Source organism: Bradyrhizobium brasilense (assembly GCF_029714345.1).
Taxonomy (GTDB): domain Bacteria; phylum Pseudomonadota; class Alphaproteobacteria; order Rhizobiales; family Xanthobacteraceae; genus Bradyrhizobium; species Bradyrhizobium australafricanum.
In genome coordinates, this window is the sequence record NZ_CP121669.1 from 7,136,074 (window position 1) to 7,150,919 (window position 14,846).

The 14,846-nt window shown below is 58.4% G+C and carries 14 protein-coding genes; 2 read left to right on the plus strand and 12 right to left on the minus strand.

Going from position 1 to position 14,846, the window contains the following annotated elements; genetic code table 11:
* Positions 1–39: 39 nt before the first annotated feature.
* The 5 genes from ltrA to tnpA form a co-directional block, all read right to left on the minus strand.
* Positions 40–1,350 carry a group II intron reverse transcriptase/maturase gene (gene ltrA / locus QA635_RS33055; protein ID WP_283063870.1) on the minus strand — a complete coding sequence of 437 codons (1,311 nt, stop codon included), beginning with the start codon at positions 1,348–1,350 and terminating at the stop codon, positions 40–42.
* 599 nt (positions 1,351–1,949) lie between these two features.
* Positions 1,950–2,540 (minus strand): UPF0149 family protein, encoded by a 591-nt coding sequence (locus QA635_RS33060; RefSeq protein WP_161856371.1) that lies wholly within the window; start codon positions 2,538–2,540, stop codon positions 1,950–1,952.
* A 29-nt stretch (positions 2,541–2,569) separates the two neighbouring features.
* Positions 2,570–4,132, minus strand: a complete 1,563-nt coding sequence (tnpC, locus tag QA635_RS33065; protein WP_283063875.1) for an IS66 family transposase — start codon at positions 4,130–4,132, stop codon at positions 2,570–2,572.
* A gap of 50 nt (positions 4,133–4,182) precedes the next feature.
* Positions 4,183–4,536 (minus strand): IS66 family insertion sequence element accessory protein TnpB, encoded by a 354-nt coding sequence (gene tnpB / locus QA635_RS33070; protein WP_069279868.1) that lies wholly within the window; start codon positions 4,534–4,536, stop codon positions 4,183–4,185.
* The gene (tnpA, locus tag QA635_RS33075) at positions 4,533–4,994 is read right to left on the minus strand and encodes an IS66-like element accessory protein TnpA (protein WP_283063879.1); all 462 of its coding nucleotides are present in this window, start codon (positions 4,992–4,994) and stop codon (positions 4,533–4,535) included. The genes tnpB and tnpA overlap by 4 nt, the downstream gene beginning before the upstream one ends.
* A 74-nt stretch (positions 4,995–5,068) precedes the next feature.
* Here tnpA and QA635_RS33080 point away from each other — a divergent pair, with 74 nt between their 5' ends.
* The gene (locus QA635_RS33080; RefSeq protein ID WP_283063881.1) at positions 5,069–5,350 is read left to right on the plus strand and encodes a hypothetical protein; all 282 of its coding nucleotides are present in this window, start codon (positions 5,069–5,071) and stop codon (positions 5,348–5,350) included.
* Positions 5,351–5,735: 385 nt separating this feature from the next.
* Here the strand turns inward: QA635_RS33080 and QA635_RS33085 are convergent, their stop codons facing one another.
* The 7 genes from QA635_RS33085 to QA635_RS33110 form a co-directional block, all read right to left on the minus strand.
* Complete coding sequence (locus QA635_RS33085; protein ID WP_283063882.1) at positions 5,736–6,530, minus strand: SDR family NAD(P)-dependent oxidoreductase; 795 nt, start codon at positions 6,528–6,530, stop codon at positions 5,736–5,738.
* A gap of 96 nt (positions 6,531–6,626) precedes the next feature.
* Positions 6,627–7,766: a thiolase family protein gene (locus QA635_RS33090; RefSeq protein ID WP_283063884.1), complete on the minus strand. Its 1,140-nt coding sequence runs from the start codon at positions 7,764–7,766 to the stop codon at positions 6,627–6,629.
* A 21-nt stretch (positions 7,767–7,787) separates the two neighbouring features.
* Positions 7,788–8,411 (minus strand): Zn-ribbon domain-containing OB-fold protein, encoded by a 624-nt coding sequence (locus QA635_RS41865; protein WP_425249081.1) that lies wholly within the window; start codon positions 8,409–8,411, stop codon positions 7,788–7,790.
* Positions 8,362–9,957 (minus strand): class I adenylate-forming enzyme family protein, encoded by a 1,596-nt coding sequence (locus tag QA635_RS33095; RefSeq protein ID WP_283063886.1) that lies wholly within the window; start codon positions 9,955–9,957, stop codon positions 8,362–8,364. Before QA635_RS33095 ends, QA635_RS41865 begins: the two co-directional genes overlap by 50 nt.
* 107 nt (positions 9,958–10,064) lie before the next feature.
* Positions 10,065–10,832 (minus strand): crotonase/enoyl-CoA hydratase family protein, encoded by a 768-nt coding sequence (locus QA635_RS33100; protein ID WP_283063888.1) that lies wholly within the window; start codon positions 10,830–10,832, stop codon positions 10,065–10,067.
* A 119-nt stretch (positions 10,833–10,951) separates the two neighbouring features.
* Positions 10,952–12,082 (minus strand): acyl-CoA dehydrogenase family protein, encoded by a 1,131-nt coding sequence (locus tag QA635_RS33105; RefSeq protein WP_283063890.1) that lies wholly within the window; start codon positions 12,080–12,082, stop codon positions 10,952–10,954.
* A 541-nt stretch (positions 12,083–12,623) separates the two neighbouring features.
* A complete protein-coding gene (locus QA635_RS33110) occupies positions 12,624–13,592 on the minus strand; it encodes a LysR family transcriptional regulator (RefSeq protein ID WP_283063892.1) in 969 nt (322 codons plus the stop codon).
* Between the two features lie 384 nt (positions 13,593–13,976).
* Between QA635_RS33110 and QA635_RS33115 the strand changes: the two genes are divergently transcribed.
* The gene (locus QA635_RS33115; protein WP_283063894.1) at positions 13,977–14,834 is read left to right on the plus strand and encodes a transporter substrate-binding domain-containing protein; all 858 of its coding nucleotides are present in this window, start codon (positions 13,977–13,979) and stop codon (positions 14,832–14,834) included.
* The last annotated feature ends 12 nt before the right edge of the window (positions 14,835–14,846 follow it).

The following is a 14,846-nucleotide window of genomic DNA, read 5'->3' on the forward strand; positions in this document are numbered from 1 at the left end:
TTCACCTCCGGCCTCTCGCAGAACCAGGGCGTGAGGCTCTCACCCCACCCGGCTCCCATCAGGGCAAGCTTGTCGCCAATACCGAGTTGCCAGTGAGCAAAGAGTCTGCCGTTCTCGCGAGCGATCTTCTCCAAAAAGATGCGAGCGCGCCCCAACCGATGGCGGAAGCGCTTGTACTTTCGTTTCAACCAGATAGCTATTGTTTGGTTGATGTAGCGGGCCATCGGATATAGCGCCGAGCGCATGTATTGCCCGTAGTACGCGATCCCCCCGAACTATCGGGTTTAGTTCGCGGGCAATGTCGTCCAGCGTCAGATTTGGCCGCCTACGAAAGTTCAAGCCTCGGATCGTTGCCCGCATCGCGTTCAGCACTGACTTGCTGAGCGCCGGAGTGAACCCGCAGAAAATTTTCTGCGAGTACGGCCCCCGGACTGACCTCGGCCTTAAGCAATATCCGAGAAAGTCGAACATAACCGTCTCGCTCTTGCCTCGGCGTCGATCGTCCTTACAGTAGACAATCCTCGTCTTCGTCGGATGAAATTCCAGACGACACTCGGCCAGTCGAGCTTGCAGCGCCTCGCAAACGCTCTGCGCCTCCACCACACTCTGGCAGTGTATCAACCCGTCGTCAGCATACCGGCACCACCTGAGTTCAGGGTACGTTCGTGCTATCCAGAGATCAAATGTATAGTGCATGAAGAGATTGGCGAGAATCGGGCTCACTACTCCCCCTTGCGGGGTGCCGCAGCTTCGCTCGACTACAGCTCCATCCTCTTGCACAATCGGCGCTGTCAGCCATCGTTCGATGTTGAGCAACGCCCACTCGCACTTTACATGCTTCCGGACAGCCCGCAGCAGAAGCTCGTGGTCAATGTTGTCAAACAGTCCCTTGATATCGAACTCCAGAACCCAGTCGTACTTCCAGCAACGCTTGCGCGTGACGCCTACGGCATCAAGAGCCGATTTGCCCGGCCTATAACCAAAGGAATCCGCCAGAAAGATTGCGTCCAGAGTCGGTTCAATGAGTTGTTTGACAACTGTTTGTGCCACGCGATCCGCCACAGTTGGCACCCCGAGGATCCTTTGGCCTCCGCTCTTCTTCGGAATGGAAACGGCACGAACAGGTGGCGGAAAGTAGCCGCCTGAGCTCATTCGATCCCAAATCTTGTAGAGGTTACTCTTCAAGTCGGATTCAAATTCCTCGATCGTCACTCCGTCGCCGCCGGCTGCGCCACCATTGGATCGCACCTGCAGATACGCTTCGTACACCTTTCTTTGTCGATGTTGAACGGCTTGCTTGGCTGGTTCACGCCGTCCTCCTGTTGCCAGTTGCAACGATGGCCAGCCCACCTGATCCGATCCCTTCGCTCCAGCCCCATTACGAGCCTTCGTCACTTGTACGGATCGGTCCGCCCCAGTGCTCCGCATCGGTACTCTTGCCTCGCAGCTTTCTCCGCTTGTGCTTCTCCCTTTGCATCGGAGCGACTGGTTCCTGCAGTTCCGTGACAACGCCTGCATCCGGTTCACGTCCCTTCAACGCCGGTCGCCGCCCGCCCAATCATCAGGCTTCCAGCGGACTGATCCCAGAGGGACGACACACCCCTGGTTTTTGACGATTTCCATGTTACGACGCTTCATCGGCGGGTTCATTTTCATTCGTCTCTCGGGTGCTCATCCGCTCGGGTATTTCCCGATCGTTAGCTTCAACGCTCACGACCGCGCCTCTTAAGCGAAGCCGCTTGAAGTGATTTGGGACCTGCTCCTGAAAGCCGATCCCGAGGGGCCTTCCCTCATCGCTGTCACAGCTTGTGCTCACAGATTATCAGATCATCACGATCATCCTTTCTGTGTGCTTCTACAGCACACTGTCATCGCCATGAAGGCGCTCGGCCGCGAGCACATGGCGCTCGATCAAATGTAACCGGTATGAGCTCCCACGTCCGCGGTGATTAGCGGTCGCGGGCGTAGCGGATGGGCATCCAGTGCTGGCGCAGCGCCTCGACGACGGCTGGGATATCGAGGTAGGCGTTACGGAGGAAATCCTCGGTTTTGCGACCGCTTCGTGGCGGTCCGAGCAGCGGACGGGCCTGATCGTCGCGACAATGCAGCAGGATGGGCAGCAGCAGGCCGTGATTGACGTTGTTGACGTCGAGCAACGGCGCCCACGCCGATAGTCTGAGCCGCATCGCAGCATAGAAACCCTGGCACCAGGGATGCGCATCGATGTTGCCGCTGGGGTCGCGCCGGTGCATCGGCTCGAACCGATCGGGGGCAGTCGAGAGGGTGTTGCTGATGTCGTTGTGGCGCAGCGCGACGGCGGAGATCGCGGCGAACTCCGGCGTGCCGCCATGGTTGAAAGCGTCGGCATCGATCGCGAGCAGCGGGCAGATCCAATCGAGCGGGCTCATCGACACCGGTCCGGCCACGATCGCGGCGGTATAGCCGTCGAGCATGGGAATGCTGGTGGCGGCAGGATGGCGATCGACGCGATCCTGGAGCCATCGCTCGAGCTCCGCAAGCGACATCGCGGCTGACGCCATCGACGATGCTGCCTTATGGCGACGTGGGCTCATGCCGCTGCCTGCGGTGTGTGCCGGCGCGCCGCCTTCCAGTTCCAGGCGAGCAGCTCGTGCAGCTGATGGCTCTTGGTTCGCCCAGACACGATGCGCTCCAGCACATCGGTCAGGTAGGCCTGCGGGTCGAGCTCATGGAGTTTTGCCGTGTTCACGAGCGACGCCAGGATCGCCCAGCTCTCGGCGCCGCCTTCGCTGCCGCTGAACAATGAGTTGCGTCTTCCCATCGCAATCGGGCGCATGGAACGCTCGACTGTGTTGCTGTCAACTTCGACACGGCCGTCGCGGAGAAACAGCGTCAACCCGTCCCAGTGATTGAGTGCGTAGTTGATGGCCTCCGCCAGCTTTGATTGGGAGAAGAGCTGGCCGACCATTGCGGTCAGGCGCGTCCTGAGCGCCTCCATCAATGGAGCGGACCTGGTGCCGCGGGTGGCCAGCCGCTGCTCGGCACTGCTGCCACGGATCTCTGCTTCGATGGCATAGACCGCCTGCAGGCGCTCGATCACTTCGCGCGCGAACGGCGACTGGGTCGTCTTATACACCTCGACGAATTTGCGGCGGGCGTGGGCGAGACAAAAGGCGAGTTGGATCGCGCCGCCATGATCGCGGGCGAGCGCTTTGTAGGCGGCATAACCGTCGACCTGCAGAATGCCGGAAAAGCCCATCAACTGTCTGGCGATCTCCGCCGTGCCGCGGCCGTCGGCGAACACGTAGGCCACCGCCGGCGGCGAGGGACCGCCCCATGGCCGGTCATCCATGGCATGCGCCCAGAACTGGCAGATGCGCGGGCGATGTCGTCCGGGATCGAGCACCGGCATCGGCGTCTCGTCGCAGAACAGGCGCGGCGCGGTCTGGATCGTGCGCAGCTGAAGCGCATAGAGGCTCCTGAGCCACCAGGCCGCACGCTTCACCCAGCCGGCAAGCGTCGCCCGGTCGAGATGGACACCCTGGCCGGCCAGAATTTGCACCTGTCGGTACAGCGGCAGATACCAGGCGAACTTCGAGACTACCACGTGGCTCACGAGTGCGGTCGAAGCCATGCCGCTCTCGATCAGGCGCGGCAGCACCTTCGCCTGGATCACACCATCGGTGCAGCGGCGGCAGCCGTACTTGGGACGGACCGCCCGCAGCACCCGCAGGATCGCCGGGATGATGTCCAGCACCTCGCTGACGTCCTCGCCGATCTTGTGAAGCTGGCCCTGGCAACACGGGCATGCGGTCGCCTCCGGCTCCAGCACATGCTCACAGCGCGGCAGGTGCTTTGGAAGCGCGCCGATGTTGCGGCGCGCCTTCTTCCGCAGTGGCTTGCCGGGCGGCTTTGCCGCAGCTGCATCGTCGTTGGCAGCTGCAGGCGGCGTGACGTCGGTCTCAAGATCGCCAAGCTCAAGCGCGAGCTGCTCGGCCACGAGCGCGGCAAGCCGCTCCGAGCGCTTCCCGAAGATCATGTCCTTGAACGTTTGCATTGCTACGCGCAGCGTCTCGTTCTCAGCGTCAAGCGCGAGCACCATCTCGGTCAGAGCTGCCCGATCGGTCGGGAGAGTGTCGGGGCGAATCGCCATGACCAGACGATACATCCGTGCGACCCATGCTCCAGTGAAATCCTCACTTCTCAGCCGACAATGGCCGGCTGCTTCACAGGCTTGGGCGACACACGCGTCCACTCGAGCCCGTCGAGTAGCATCGCAAGCTGCGTCGCACTGAGATGCACAACGCCGTCGCGGATCGGCGGCCAGGTGAAACGCCCCTGGTGCAACCACTTCGTTACCAACACCATGCCGCTGCCGTCCCACGCCAGAAGCTTCACTCTGTCCATGCGCTTGCTGCGGAACACGAAGACGTCGCCGCAATATGGGTTCGCGCGCAGTGCTTCGCTCACCAGCGCCGACAGCGTATGCACCGACTTACGAAAGTCGACCGGCTGGGCCGCCAGCACCACCTTGAGGTCTGACCGTAGAGCAATCACCGGATCCCTCGAAGCGCCGATAGCACCACCGATAGCGTCGCCAGTTCCACCCCCGGCTCGACCCGGATGCGCGCCCCGTTCACCTCGATCTCGACCACTCCACAGACCTTGGCCGGCGGCGTGGCAATCTCCACGGGCTTCGTCTGTACCGGCGAAATACACTCGGACTTGCCAACCCTCCCGCCATCGCTCTCGGCGCCAATTTGGATAGGCACGAAGTTCTGGGCTTTGCCGGCCAGCACCGCCGCTACCTGGCGGCGCCACACCGTGAGCAGTCCGCGAGAAACGCCATTGCGCCGCGCCACCTCGGAGATGTTCGCCCCCTCCTCAAAGCTCTCTGCCGCGATCCGGGCCTTCTCCTCGCTCGTCCACCGTCGCCGCCGGCGCTCCCCAGTGATCACCTCAACGCGGCGATAAGAGTCACCTTCCTCCCTGGCATCAAGCATGGCATTTGCCATCGCGCCACCTCCACCGATCAGCTCTTGCCAGCCTGTATCGCAGACAAGCTTCGTCACTGCGAGGTGAGGCCCTCATGCCGGTTACTTTTGAGTCGCTGATCGGCGACAAGGCCTTCGACAACAACTGGCTGCACGCCAACCTCAATGAACGTGGCGCTGCAGCCTTTATTCCGTCCAAAGCCGATCGCGCCGGGCGCATCCCCCATGACGCCAAAATGTACAAATGGCGCCATTTGGTCGAGAACTTCTTCTATTCCCTCAAGGCATTCCGGCGCATCGCAACTCACTACGAAAGGACCGATGCCAGCTTTGCCGGCCTCCTCAATCTCATCGCGAGCTTCCTCGCCAGTCGCTGACTGTAAACAGGCCTTAGCCGTCCAGCCAAATTGTACAGGCCAATGGGTCCGCCCAACCTCTTCACTTTGAGAAAGATCTCGAACGGGCCTGTCGCCTCCCAAGCACTCGGTGCCCCCGCGCATTTGCGAAAACTGGCCGAGCGCCGATCACGAGCTGTAGCGTCTCGCTGATAGAAGGTCGCGCCTTCTTCGACAGAACAGTTGCCGTCCCCCCCGATGATAATGCCTAAAAAACACTCGCGCGTCCGGTCTAGAATGACAACCGATGATTCCGTCGTCCCCGACTGTGGGTCTGGCACTTTTACATCTTGGGTGCGTCACGTGGATGTGAGAAGCACCGCCGCATTCGCTCAATATACGAGCCACCTCCCCCATTGCACTTCGCCTACTGTCCGAAGACGAAGCCGCCATTGACACCGTATGTCTGCCCCGTAATATAACTGCCGGCCTCGGACGCTAGGAACAGCACCATATTCGCGACTTCCTCTGGACGGCCGAGACGACGGATTACGTACTTTTGTAACACCTTCTTCGCCCGCTCCGGATCAGCGTTCATACTCTCCTCGACCGGCGGTGTCGACACTCCCGCAAGGGCAACGCAGTTAGCGGTGATCTCGTAACGACCAAGCGCACGTGCTGTTGCGCGCATGAAGCCAGCCGCACCAGCCTTAGCGCCGGCATAGACTTCGAGCCCTACGTCGCCGTAGCGGCTTGCTTCGGAGATGATGGTGATAATGCGACCCGGTGCTCCGCGTGCGATCATGCTAGGCACACACGTACTCGTGCAGTTGATGACACCGTAGAAGTTTACCCCAATCGAACTATTCCAAGCACCTGGTCCCGTTTCCCAGAATGGCTTCTGAGCGTCGGCATGAGGCCTAGCACCGAAGTTTCCCGCATTGTTGATAAGCGTGCCGATATTGCCGAGCGTAATCTCGGCTTTTTTTACAGCAGCCCTCACGCTCTCCAGATCGGTCACGTCGGCTTGCACCGCCAAAGCCTTGCCGCCGGTGGCACGAATTTCTTCGGCAACCCTTTCGGCCCGGTCGAGCAGATAATCATTTACAGCAACGCCACCGGAATTGTTCGCCGCCAGACGCAGCGCGATCTGCCGGCCGACACCTTGGCCGGCTCCTGTCACAAAAGCAACTCGGCCGCCTAGATCCAACACGTCACTCATAGCCGTACTCCACTGCTTCTAGTCACAAAAGACGATTTCATGCTCCGCTTCCCTTCTGCGTAGTTTAAATATCAGGCTGCGGCACGTTCGGGGACACTAGGCCTTTTGGAGCACGTGCGCGTAGCACATAGGGCCATTGCCGACCATTTGAGCTAATCCGATCTTCGCCCCCCTGTGCTGACGCGAGCCGGCTTCCCCCCGCAGCTGCTTTGTGATCTCCCCTATCTGGCCGACACCAGTCGGGCCAACCGGGTGCCCCATAGCAATCAGGCCGCCCGAGGGACTTACAGCCATCCTTCCACCAATGTCGAAAGCACCTTCCTTTAACAAGTGGACCGCCTCGCCCGGCTTACAAAGCCCCATCGCCTCGACGTATTGCAACTCCTCGATCGTGAATGCATCATGCACTTCCAGTACATCGACGTTCCGCGGTTGCACGCCTGCTTGCTGTAGCGCCTCCGCTATAGTGTCTTGCGTGAGCCTGAAGTCGGCCGGCCCATCCAGTCCGGCCCGCTCGCTCCGCGCTGCCGATGCGGCAACGCGGATTGCCCGAACGGGATCGATATCAAGGCGCTTGATGGCCTCCTCCGAAGCGACGATCACGGCGGCCGCGCCTTCTCCGACCGGGCAACACTGCAATGGAGTCAGTGAACCCGCCACCTGCTTACCACCCAAGATCTCGTCAAGTGAGCGCTGCTGCTGCCGATGTGCGTTGGGATTGAGCGAACCATTGCGATGGTTCTTAACGGCAACTAACGCGACATCGCGCGGCTTCACCTGATGCGCCTTGGTGTACTGATCCATCAGCAATGCGTAGTGAGTAAAAAATGCGATTGCATCATCAGCTAGATTTGAGACCCCGGTAGGGGCGCGACGTGCGACATCCGGCTTGTCGACACCGACGGCCAAGCCAACGTCTGCCATTCCGGATGCCACCTCAATGCAGGCGTGGCGGAATGCGGCAGAGCCTGAAGCAGAAGCGTTTTCAACATGTACTAAAGGTCGGCCGATGGCTCCAAGATACCGCAGCATCGGGAGACCAGGTGCCATTCCGAGATAACCTGTGCCAACATATGAAGTGTCGACGTCGCTCCACTCAATTTCGGCATCCGCCAAGGACTCTCGGATTGCCTGCAGCCCTAGCGCGACATAAGACGTCTCACTTAACCGTTGATATCGATGCCAGCCGACGCCGACAATATATACAGGGCGCAGGTCTTTAAGTGATTTAGCCATGATGTTTGGTCCTAAGGGCGATCACGAAGCTGGGGCAAAGCGGATATCGAGAACTCTGCGGGGGCCACTGCCAACCTCGATGAAGTGGCTCACCATCCTATGCCCCGGCTTGAGATTCCGCTCGTTAACCTCGACTAAGATAGTCCGGATTGTTGGCCCATCGTCGAGCTTGATCATTCCGATCGTAAAAGGAGCCACGAGAGCTTTGACATCTGTTCTCCCTGACGTAGCACCGTTGCTGTGCATGTGCACTTCCGCCGACGCGATTAACGTCCCAGAACCGGAAAGCGCAATTGGGTGCAAGCGGTCGCCGGCTTGTCCACAGACCTCACATCCATAAGCTTGCCGCGGAAAAAAAACAAAACCACAGTGCGCGCATCTAGCTCCCTTGAGAGAAGGGTATCCAGGAGCAGATGTCGTCCCCTCTTGGGCATAGAGATCGGGCTTCAGAAGTTCCGGCATGCTATTTGACTTTCTCTTATTGTGACGCTCGCTGATGATGCTTGCGAGCTCTTGAACTGCGCCTAAGTTATCGGCTCTGCCAAAGCGCAGCGGGGTGCTACCGCGCGTGCGCAACCCGGATGAACAAGCGACTTCAGCGCCAGCACTTCTGCTCACTGTCGTAGGCACCAGAGATCGGATCATTGATTGCCATCAGCTCACGCTTAAGCACTTTATCGCTGGATGTTCTTGGAAGCGCCGCAGTAAATGCGATGTAGCGCGGAACTTTAAACACGGCTAAGCGCGCACGGGCATGCTCGAGAATACGATCCACGAGCGCGTCGTCCGCCTCGATGCCGCCCTTCAACTCTACGCAAATCTTCACCTCTTCACCTCGCATCGCATCGCGTACCGGCACGGCAGCCACATCCGCGATCTCGGGGAGCTCGCGTATGATGGCCTCAACCTCGCGTGCAGCAATGTTCTCGCTTGAGCGACGGATCACGTCCTTCTTGCGACCTACAATCCAAAAAAACCCGAGTTCATCACATCGAAACAGATCGCCAGTCTTAAACCACTCCCCCTCGAAAGCAGCAGCGTTTGCTTCGGCATTATTCCAATAGCCATTGAAGAGTCCGCGTCCCCTCACCCATAGCTCACCCACTTCGCCGACCGGCGTCGGGCTACCATCGTCATTGACCAGCAGCAATTCCCGAAAGGGCGCACGAATTCCAACCGAGTCGGAGGTGTCAATCACCTCGATGCCGATAGGTGTCCGAGTGCCCCACCCAATTTCCGTCATCCCGAATACGTTATAACCAGGTACTCTAAACCGCCGCCGGAACTGACGTATCGAATCAGCACTCCAGCCGACGTACTGCTGAACTTCCTTGAGGCACGTACACGCGTCGGCGACGGTTCCGGACTGACGTGCAATCTGCTCTGGAATCGAACACCACTCAATGCGGTACTTCGTGAGCCAATCAAGAAATCGCGTCGAACTGAGCTTCTGAGCCAAATACAGCGTACCGCCTAGTCGATATGACTTCATCAGCTGCCCTTGTCCTTCGGCGTAAAAGAACGGCGCCCAACTAAGATGCCGCCCGTACACCTGACGATCCAAGGATGCACTGGCATATGACGCCACGCTCAAGAATTCGTGGCTCAACATGCAACCCTTTGGAAAGCCCGTCGTCCCTGAGGTGAACTGGATGACTAGCAAGTCGTCGGGGCAAACATCCTCCTCAACCGGCGACCTGTCGATTCCATTGAGCATGGATTCCAGCGCACCAGCGGACACTCCGGAAACGTGTCCGACAAGAAGCACTCGTGCCTTGGCTAGCTCTTTCGGCCATGGATCCATCGCGGAAAACATTGGCCATGCGGACTCGTCGACAACCGCGAATTTTGCCTGGGTATCACTCAGAACGTATTCGATCTCCCGTGGCGTATAGCGCATGTTGATCGGGACGATTACCGCCCCGAGCTTTGCGATTGCGAACCACAGGATCGGAAATTCCACGCGGTTCGGCAGCATCACTCCGATACGATCACCCTTCCGCACTCCGAATGCCCGAAGCGCATGTGCAACGCTGTTGGATTGAATGTCCATCTCCGAGTAGGTCACGCGCTCACCACGCTCGAAAACGTCGATGGCCGTTGCCGAACCATGCGTGCGCGCCCGCAACGAAACCAGCTGTGCAACAGTGATGGATTCGTATGCAGATTCCAGCGCCTCAATCCTGCGCAATGCATTCGCTACGCCGTCCCGCAGCTGGATTGACGTCGATCTAGGCATTTTTATAAATACAACCTGTCGTTAGAATACAAACCAACAACGCTGGATCGCGGCCAACCTCAGCGGCCCTTCCACAAAGGCTCGCGCTTTTCCGCGAACGCTCTCAGTCCCTCGCGCATGTCCTCAGAGTCCAGAACTTTCTGGGCGACCGGCAGTTGCTTCGCCCAGTCCTCCTCGTTATCGAGAGATTGGAAGACGATCTCCTTGCTTGCTGCCAACGCGATGGGTCCATTCACGAGCAACGACTCGGCAAGCTTGATAGCTTCCTCAAGCGCCTTTCCTGGTTCCGCAAGCCGGTTCACGAAACCGAACCGCTCGAAATAAGGCGCTTCCTTGAAAGCACCAGTAAGTGCGAGCTCCATCGCTAGGTGATATGGGATACGGCGTGGTAGCCGGAAGAGGCCGCCACCAGTTGCCAAAACATTGTGTCGGACCTCTGGCAAACCGAATTTGGCGTTCCGCGCCGCTACAATTAGGTCGCACGCTAGGCAGGTCTCGAAACCGCCGCCGACAGCGTAGCCCTCGACCGCGGCGATCAACGGCTTACGCGGCGGGCGCTTCATGATGCCAAACCCACCTCGGGCAAGCTGCGGAAATGGACTGCGCTTAGCCGCTTCTTTGAGATCCGCGCCAGCCGAGAAGTTGCCGCCTGCGCCGGTGATGATGCCCACGAACAGCTCGTCCTCGCGATCGAGAATATCCATCGCGGACTCCATCGCCTTGGACGACTCGAAATCTACGGCGTTTTTGACCTCTGGTCGGTTAAACGTGACGATCAACATAGGGCCGCGACGTTCGGTCAAAATCCGCTTGGACACCTCGTTCACTCGGCTCTCCCTTTCTTTTAACTTTCTTTTAAATTCCACTTCGTCTGACTACCAGAACTTTACCGCAGCAGCTGTAGCGCCAGCTCATTCAGTTGCCGCAGGTCAGCTGACGACGAACCTCACGTCAGCAGGTATCTTGCAAGAACGCGGTGCTTGAGAACTTCGGACGCCCCATCGTAGATGCGAGCCATGCGCTGATTGTCGTACCAGTGGGCGAGCGGTGTCTCATATGTGCAGCCTGCGGCGCCGTGGATCTGGATTGCACGGTCAACAACGCGCCCGACCATCTCGCTGCCAACCATCTTCAGCATGCCAGCTTCGATGCGGGCATCCTCCCCACGATCATGCTTTTCCGCGCAGGTGTACATCAGAAGGCGAATCTGTTGAATTTCGACCCAAGAGTCGACAATCATTGATTGGATAGACTGCTTCTCACTGAGCGGCCCTCCGAAAGCGACGCGCTGCTTGGCATGTTCCACCATCATTTCGTAGCAGCGCTGGGCAATACCTAGCGCAGTGGCGGCAATTTCAAAGCGCACGGGGTTGAGTGCATCTTGGGCGCTCTTGAATCCTGCGCCTTCGGCACCGATGCAAGCAACGTCGTCAACCCTGCAGTCTTCAAAGGCAAGTTGATGGGTCACGTGCCCGACGCCAAGCATCGGCACCGGGCGTGCAATCAGACCGGGATTGCCCTTTTCTACGGCGAACGTCGAAATGTTGTTTGCAGCCCTTTCCTTGCCGGTGCGAGCGAAGACGAAAACACGATCAGCATTGTCAAAATCCGTTATCCAGATTTTCGAGCCATTGATCACCCAGCCTTTTTCATCCCGCCTCGCATGAGTCGAAAGGGCTCCAGCTGGATCTGACCCACCACCGGGTTCGGTCAACGCAAAGCAAATGGCTGTGGAGTCAGACAGAAATGGATCAAGATAACGAGCTTTCTGTTCACCCTGGACATGGATCAGGCTGGGAAGGACCTCACCACCAAAGCGGATCGGCGTCAGGCATTTTCGGTTTTCTTCAACCACGGCAAGTCGATCCACGAGTGACAGGTCTGCGCCGCCGAACTCTGAGGGGAGGCGAAGTCCCCACAAGCCTGCCTGTCGGGCCGCCTCGCGTCCCGGTTGATAGTCAGCGAACGTCAGCTTCTCGCCGCGGAGCATTTGCGCCTCAAGCGGCATCTGATGGTCCCTAACGATCCTCCGAACCAGTTCGACTATAGCCCGCGTCTCTTCCTTGAGTTCGTACATTTTTTCCCTTTAATCACTTGCCCTTAGTAGCTGCCTGCGGGACGGCAGCGGCAACGCCCGATCTCGCCGGCGAAGGACATCAGTCGTCGCCATACCCGGACATGCTTATCTTGATCTGCGGACGCATTCGTTTGCTTTTGTAAGAAGCGTGGAAACATCTACGCGGATAGGCTCGCACGATGCCAATACCAATTCTTGAAACAACAATACCGGATGAGCATCGCCGTTGATGAAACGCGCGGCTCCCAAATGCACCCGGCGTGTGCACCACACGCGGACGAAGCCGCTCGCAGACTAGAGGCGTTACCTCACACTGAAAATTGCGCTCCATCCCAGAGAGGGGCCATCCGCCGTTGCTGTTGATAGCTCAGCCAAATTGGCTTTCCGGAGCGCAATCTCGCCGAGCCGAAATCGCATAGCTTGGAAACGAAGCATCGGCGTCGATGTCGTTCCAGCTGACCGGTGATCGCAAAAGAAACGGCATCAGTTGAGGAACGCGTTCGTATCACAGGCGCCCAGTTATCTCGTATCTACGCGCGCCTCACGTCGCTCGGACCAATTTATGCTTTAGTTTACCTTTTCCAGAGCGACTTGTGGTCGGACGCGGCATACGAACCCAGTGTTCGTGTTGCTGCAAACAATCGAATATCACATCGACAACCACGCGCGTTAGTCCAATGCATTCATCTGATCTGCAGACGACCGAGGTCCACCAATGGATCGGCGAGCCCTCCAAAGGCTTCCAGATGAACTCTTTTGTTCCGGATTCGCCGCGCCGTTTGAGAAGAAGCGCAGCCGCGAGTGTCACTGCGCACTGGGTCTTTAGGAATGCCGCCGTCATCCTCCCGCTCTGAAGAATTCGCGGAGGAACGTAACCTCCAGCACGGCACAGATCCAATATTTCGTCGTAAAGCTCAGGCCCGAGCTCACGTGGAAACTGCACAAGTGGATAAGGGCTTAAGTCACGGAGATGCAGCGTATTCAAATTTGCAAGTGGATGCTTTGCATCAATGATTACGCCCAGAGGCTGCCCGAGCGGCGGCGACATCTGAAGCCCACGTTTGTCAAACGGATACCGAAGGACACCGACATCAACTTCTCCGGCCGCTAAGAGCCGTTGTTGCTCCAAGGTATAGGCCTCAAGGAAGCTTACTTCCACCTGCTCCTGCTGCAGGCGGCTTATGACGTCTAACAATACGCTTCGCGAAGTTTCGGGGGGAAATGCGATGCGCAGCCGCCGCGACTGGCTCGGCGACAGTGACCGGGCTGCACGCAAAGCAGCGTCAAATACTCGGATAGCTTCCCGTGCATGCGGGAGGAAGGCCTCACCCGCCGATGTCAGATCGACCTTCTTACTGGTGCGATCAAAGAGCCTAAGGCCCAGCTCTCCTTCCAGATCGGCAATCCTCCTCGAAAGAGGCGGCTGGCTCATGTTCAGACTGCGGGCGGCCCTCGCGAAGCTGAGAGCTTCCGCAACTGCCACGAAGTACCGGAATTGCCTGATGTCCATTTTTTGACTATAAGACTACACAGAACAAGGACAAGATACTCAGCGGTTTGTATCGGCGCCAAAATCTTCGTGACCACGATGCGCGCCCCAGCCAGATTATTCTTGAACGAAAAGTCCTTGCCGGGCAGCCGACGCGATAGCCGTCTCTGCGAGCTCATCGAGGGACCAGCCGCTCGAGCTCGACGAAAGCGCTGCGCGTTGTGACCAGGCCGCATATGGAGCATATGGATCTGTGCCGCGTCCCGCAGAAGACATGCCCTAACTGATCGGCACGCGCCGCATCAATGCCGATTTGGTATCACTCTATCTGCGATTGGTGTTGGCCTCGTCGAAGCGACGTCACCCACAATGCTCAGAATTGACAATACTTCTGGAGGAGACGTCTTGCGCTCGATACCGAAGCAATCGTTGCTGGTGCTGCTGCTCACGTTGACAAGTTATTCATTTCCGACATTTGCCGAAACGGAGGACCCTCTTTTCGCCTCGATCCGCAAAGCCGGCGAAGTCAAAGCGGCGTTGGCCTCGAACTCTCCTTACCAGTTCGTGTCTCCGAGCGGAGAGGCGAAAGGTTCTTCGGTTGATCTGCAGAGAATAGTACTCAAAGCCATGGGCCTGCCCGCACTTAAGCCGGTGCTCACGGAATGGACCGCTATGGTTCCGGCACTGCAGGCGCATCAATTTGACTATGTTGGGGCTGGTCTCAATATTACAGAAACTACCTGCAAAGCAGTGGTGTTTTCGGCGCCCACTTACGCAGCTCAGATCGGGCTGTATGTCCTGCCTGGAAACCCAAAGCATCTGATGAGCGTCGCGGACCTTGCGCATCGACCCGACATCACGGTGTCGGCGATCCGGAGTTCGGCACAGTACGACTACCTGCCGAAACGGGGAGTCAAGCCCGCGCAAATCACGATCGTCCCTGACATTCAGGCTGGCATCGCGACGGTCATTGGCGGTCGGGTGGACGCGTTTGTCCTAGGTCAATTCACTATCCCCCACCCGGAGGAGAAGGGACTGGAAGTCGTCGTCGACAAGGAGTCGCCAATATATGCGGCGGGTATTGCATTCCGCAAAGAAAACATACGTTTCCGCAACGCGTTCAACCAGCAACTAGTCCCGCTTATCCGAGGCGGCATGCTTCAGAAGCTTTATGCGGAATACGGGATCCCCAACGGAGATTCGGTGGCCCGCCTGCTTGCCAGCTTTGGGAAGGCCAGCGACGTCGTGCCGGGTTGCGAATAGGGAGCGACAGCA

Excerpts from the sequence above, each read along its gene's own strand:
- QA635_RS33060 (WP_161856371.1), bottom strand. The coding sequence starts at position 2,540 with ATGGCGTCAGCCGCGATGTCGCTTGCGGAGCTCGAGCGATGGCTCCAG.
- tnpC (WP_283063875.1), bottom strand. The coding sequence starts at position 4,132 with ATGGCGATTCGCCCCGACACTCTCCCGACCGATCGGGCAGCTCTGACC.
- tnpA (WP_283063879.1), bottom strand. The coding sequence starts at position 4,994 with ATGGCAAATGCCATGCTTGATGCCAGGGAGGAAGGTGACTCTTATCGC.
- QA635_RS33080 (WP_283063881.1), top strand. The coding sequence starts at position 5,069 with ATGCCGGTTACTTTTGAGTCGCTGATCGGCGACAAGGCCTTCGACAAC.
- QA635_RS33085 (WP_283063882.1), bottom strand. The coding sequence starts at position 6,530 with ATGAGTGACGTGTTGGATCTAGGCGGCCGAGTTGCTTTTGTGACAGGA.
- QA635_RS33090 (WP_283063884.1), bottom strand. The coding sequence starts at position 7,766 with ATGGCTAAATCACTTAAAGACCTGCGCCCTGTATATATTGTCGGCGTC.
- QA635_RS41865 (WP_425249081.1), bottom strand. The coding sequence starts at position 8,411 with ATGATCCGATCTCTGGTGCCTACGACAGTGAGCAGAAGTGCTGGCGCT.
- QA635_RS33105 (WP_283063890.1), bottom strand. The coding sequence starts at position 12,082 with ATGTACGAACTCAAGGAAGAGACGCGGGCTATAGTCGAACTGGTTCGG.
- QA635_RS33110 (WP_283063892.1), bottom strand. The coding sequence starts at position 13,592 with ATGGACATCAGGCAATTCCGGTACTTCGTGGCAGTTGCGGAAGCTCTC.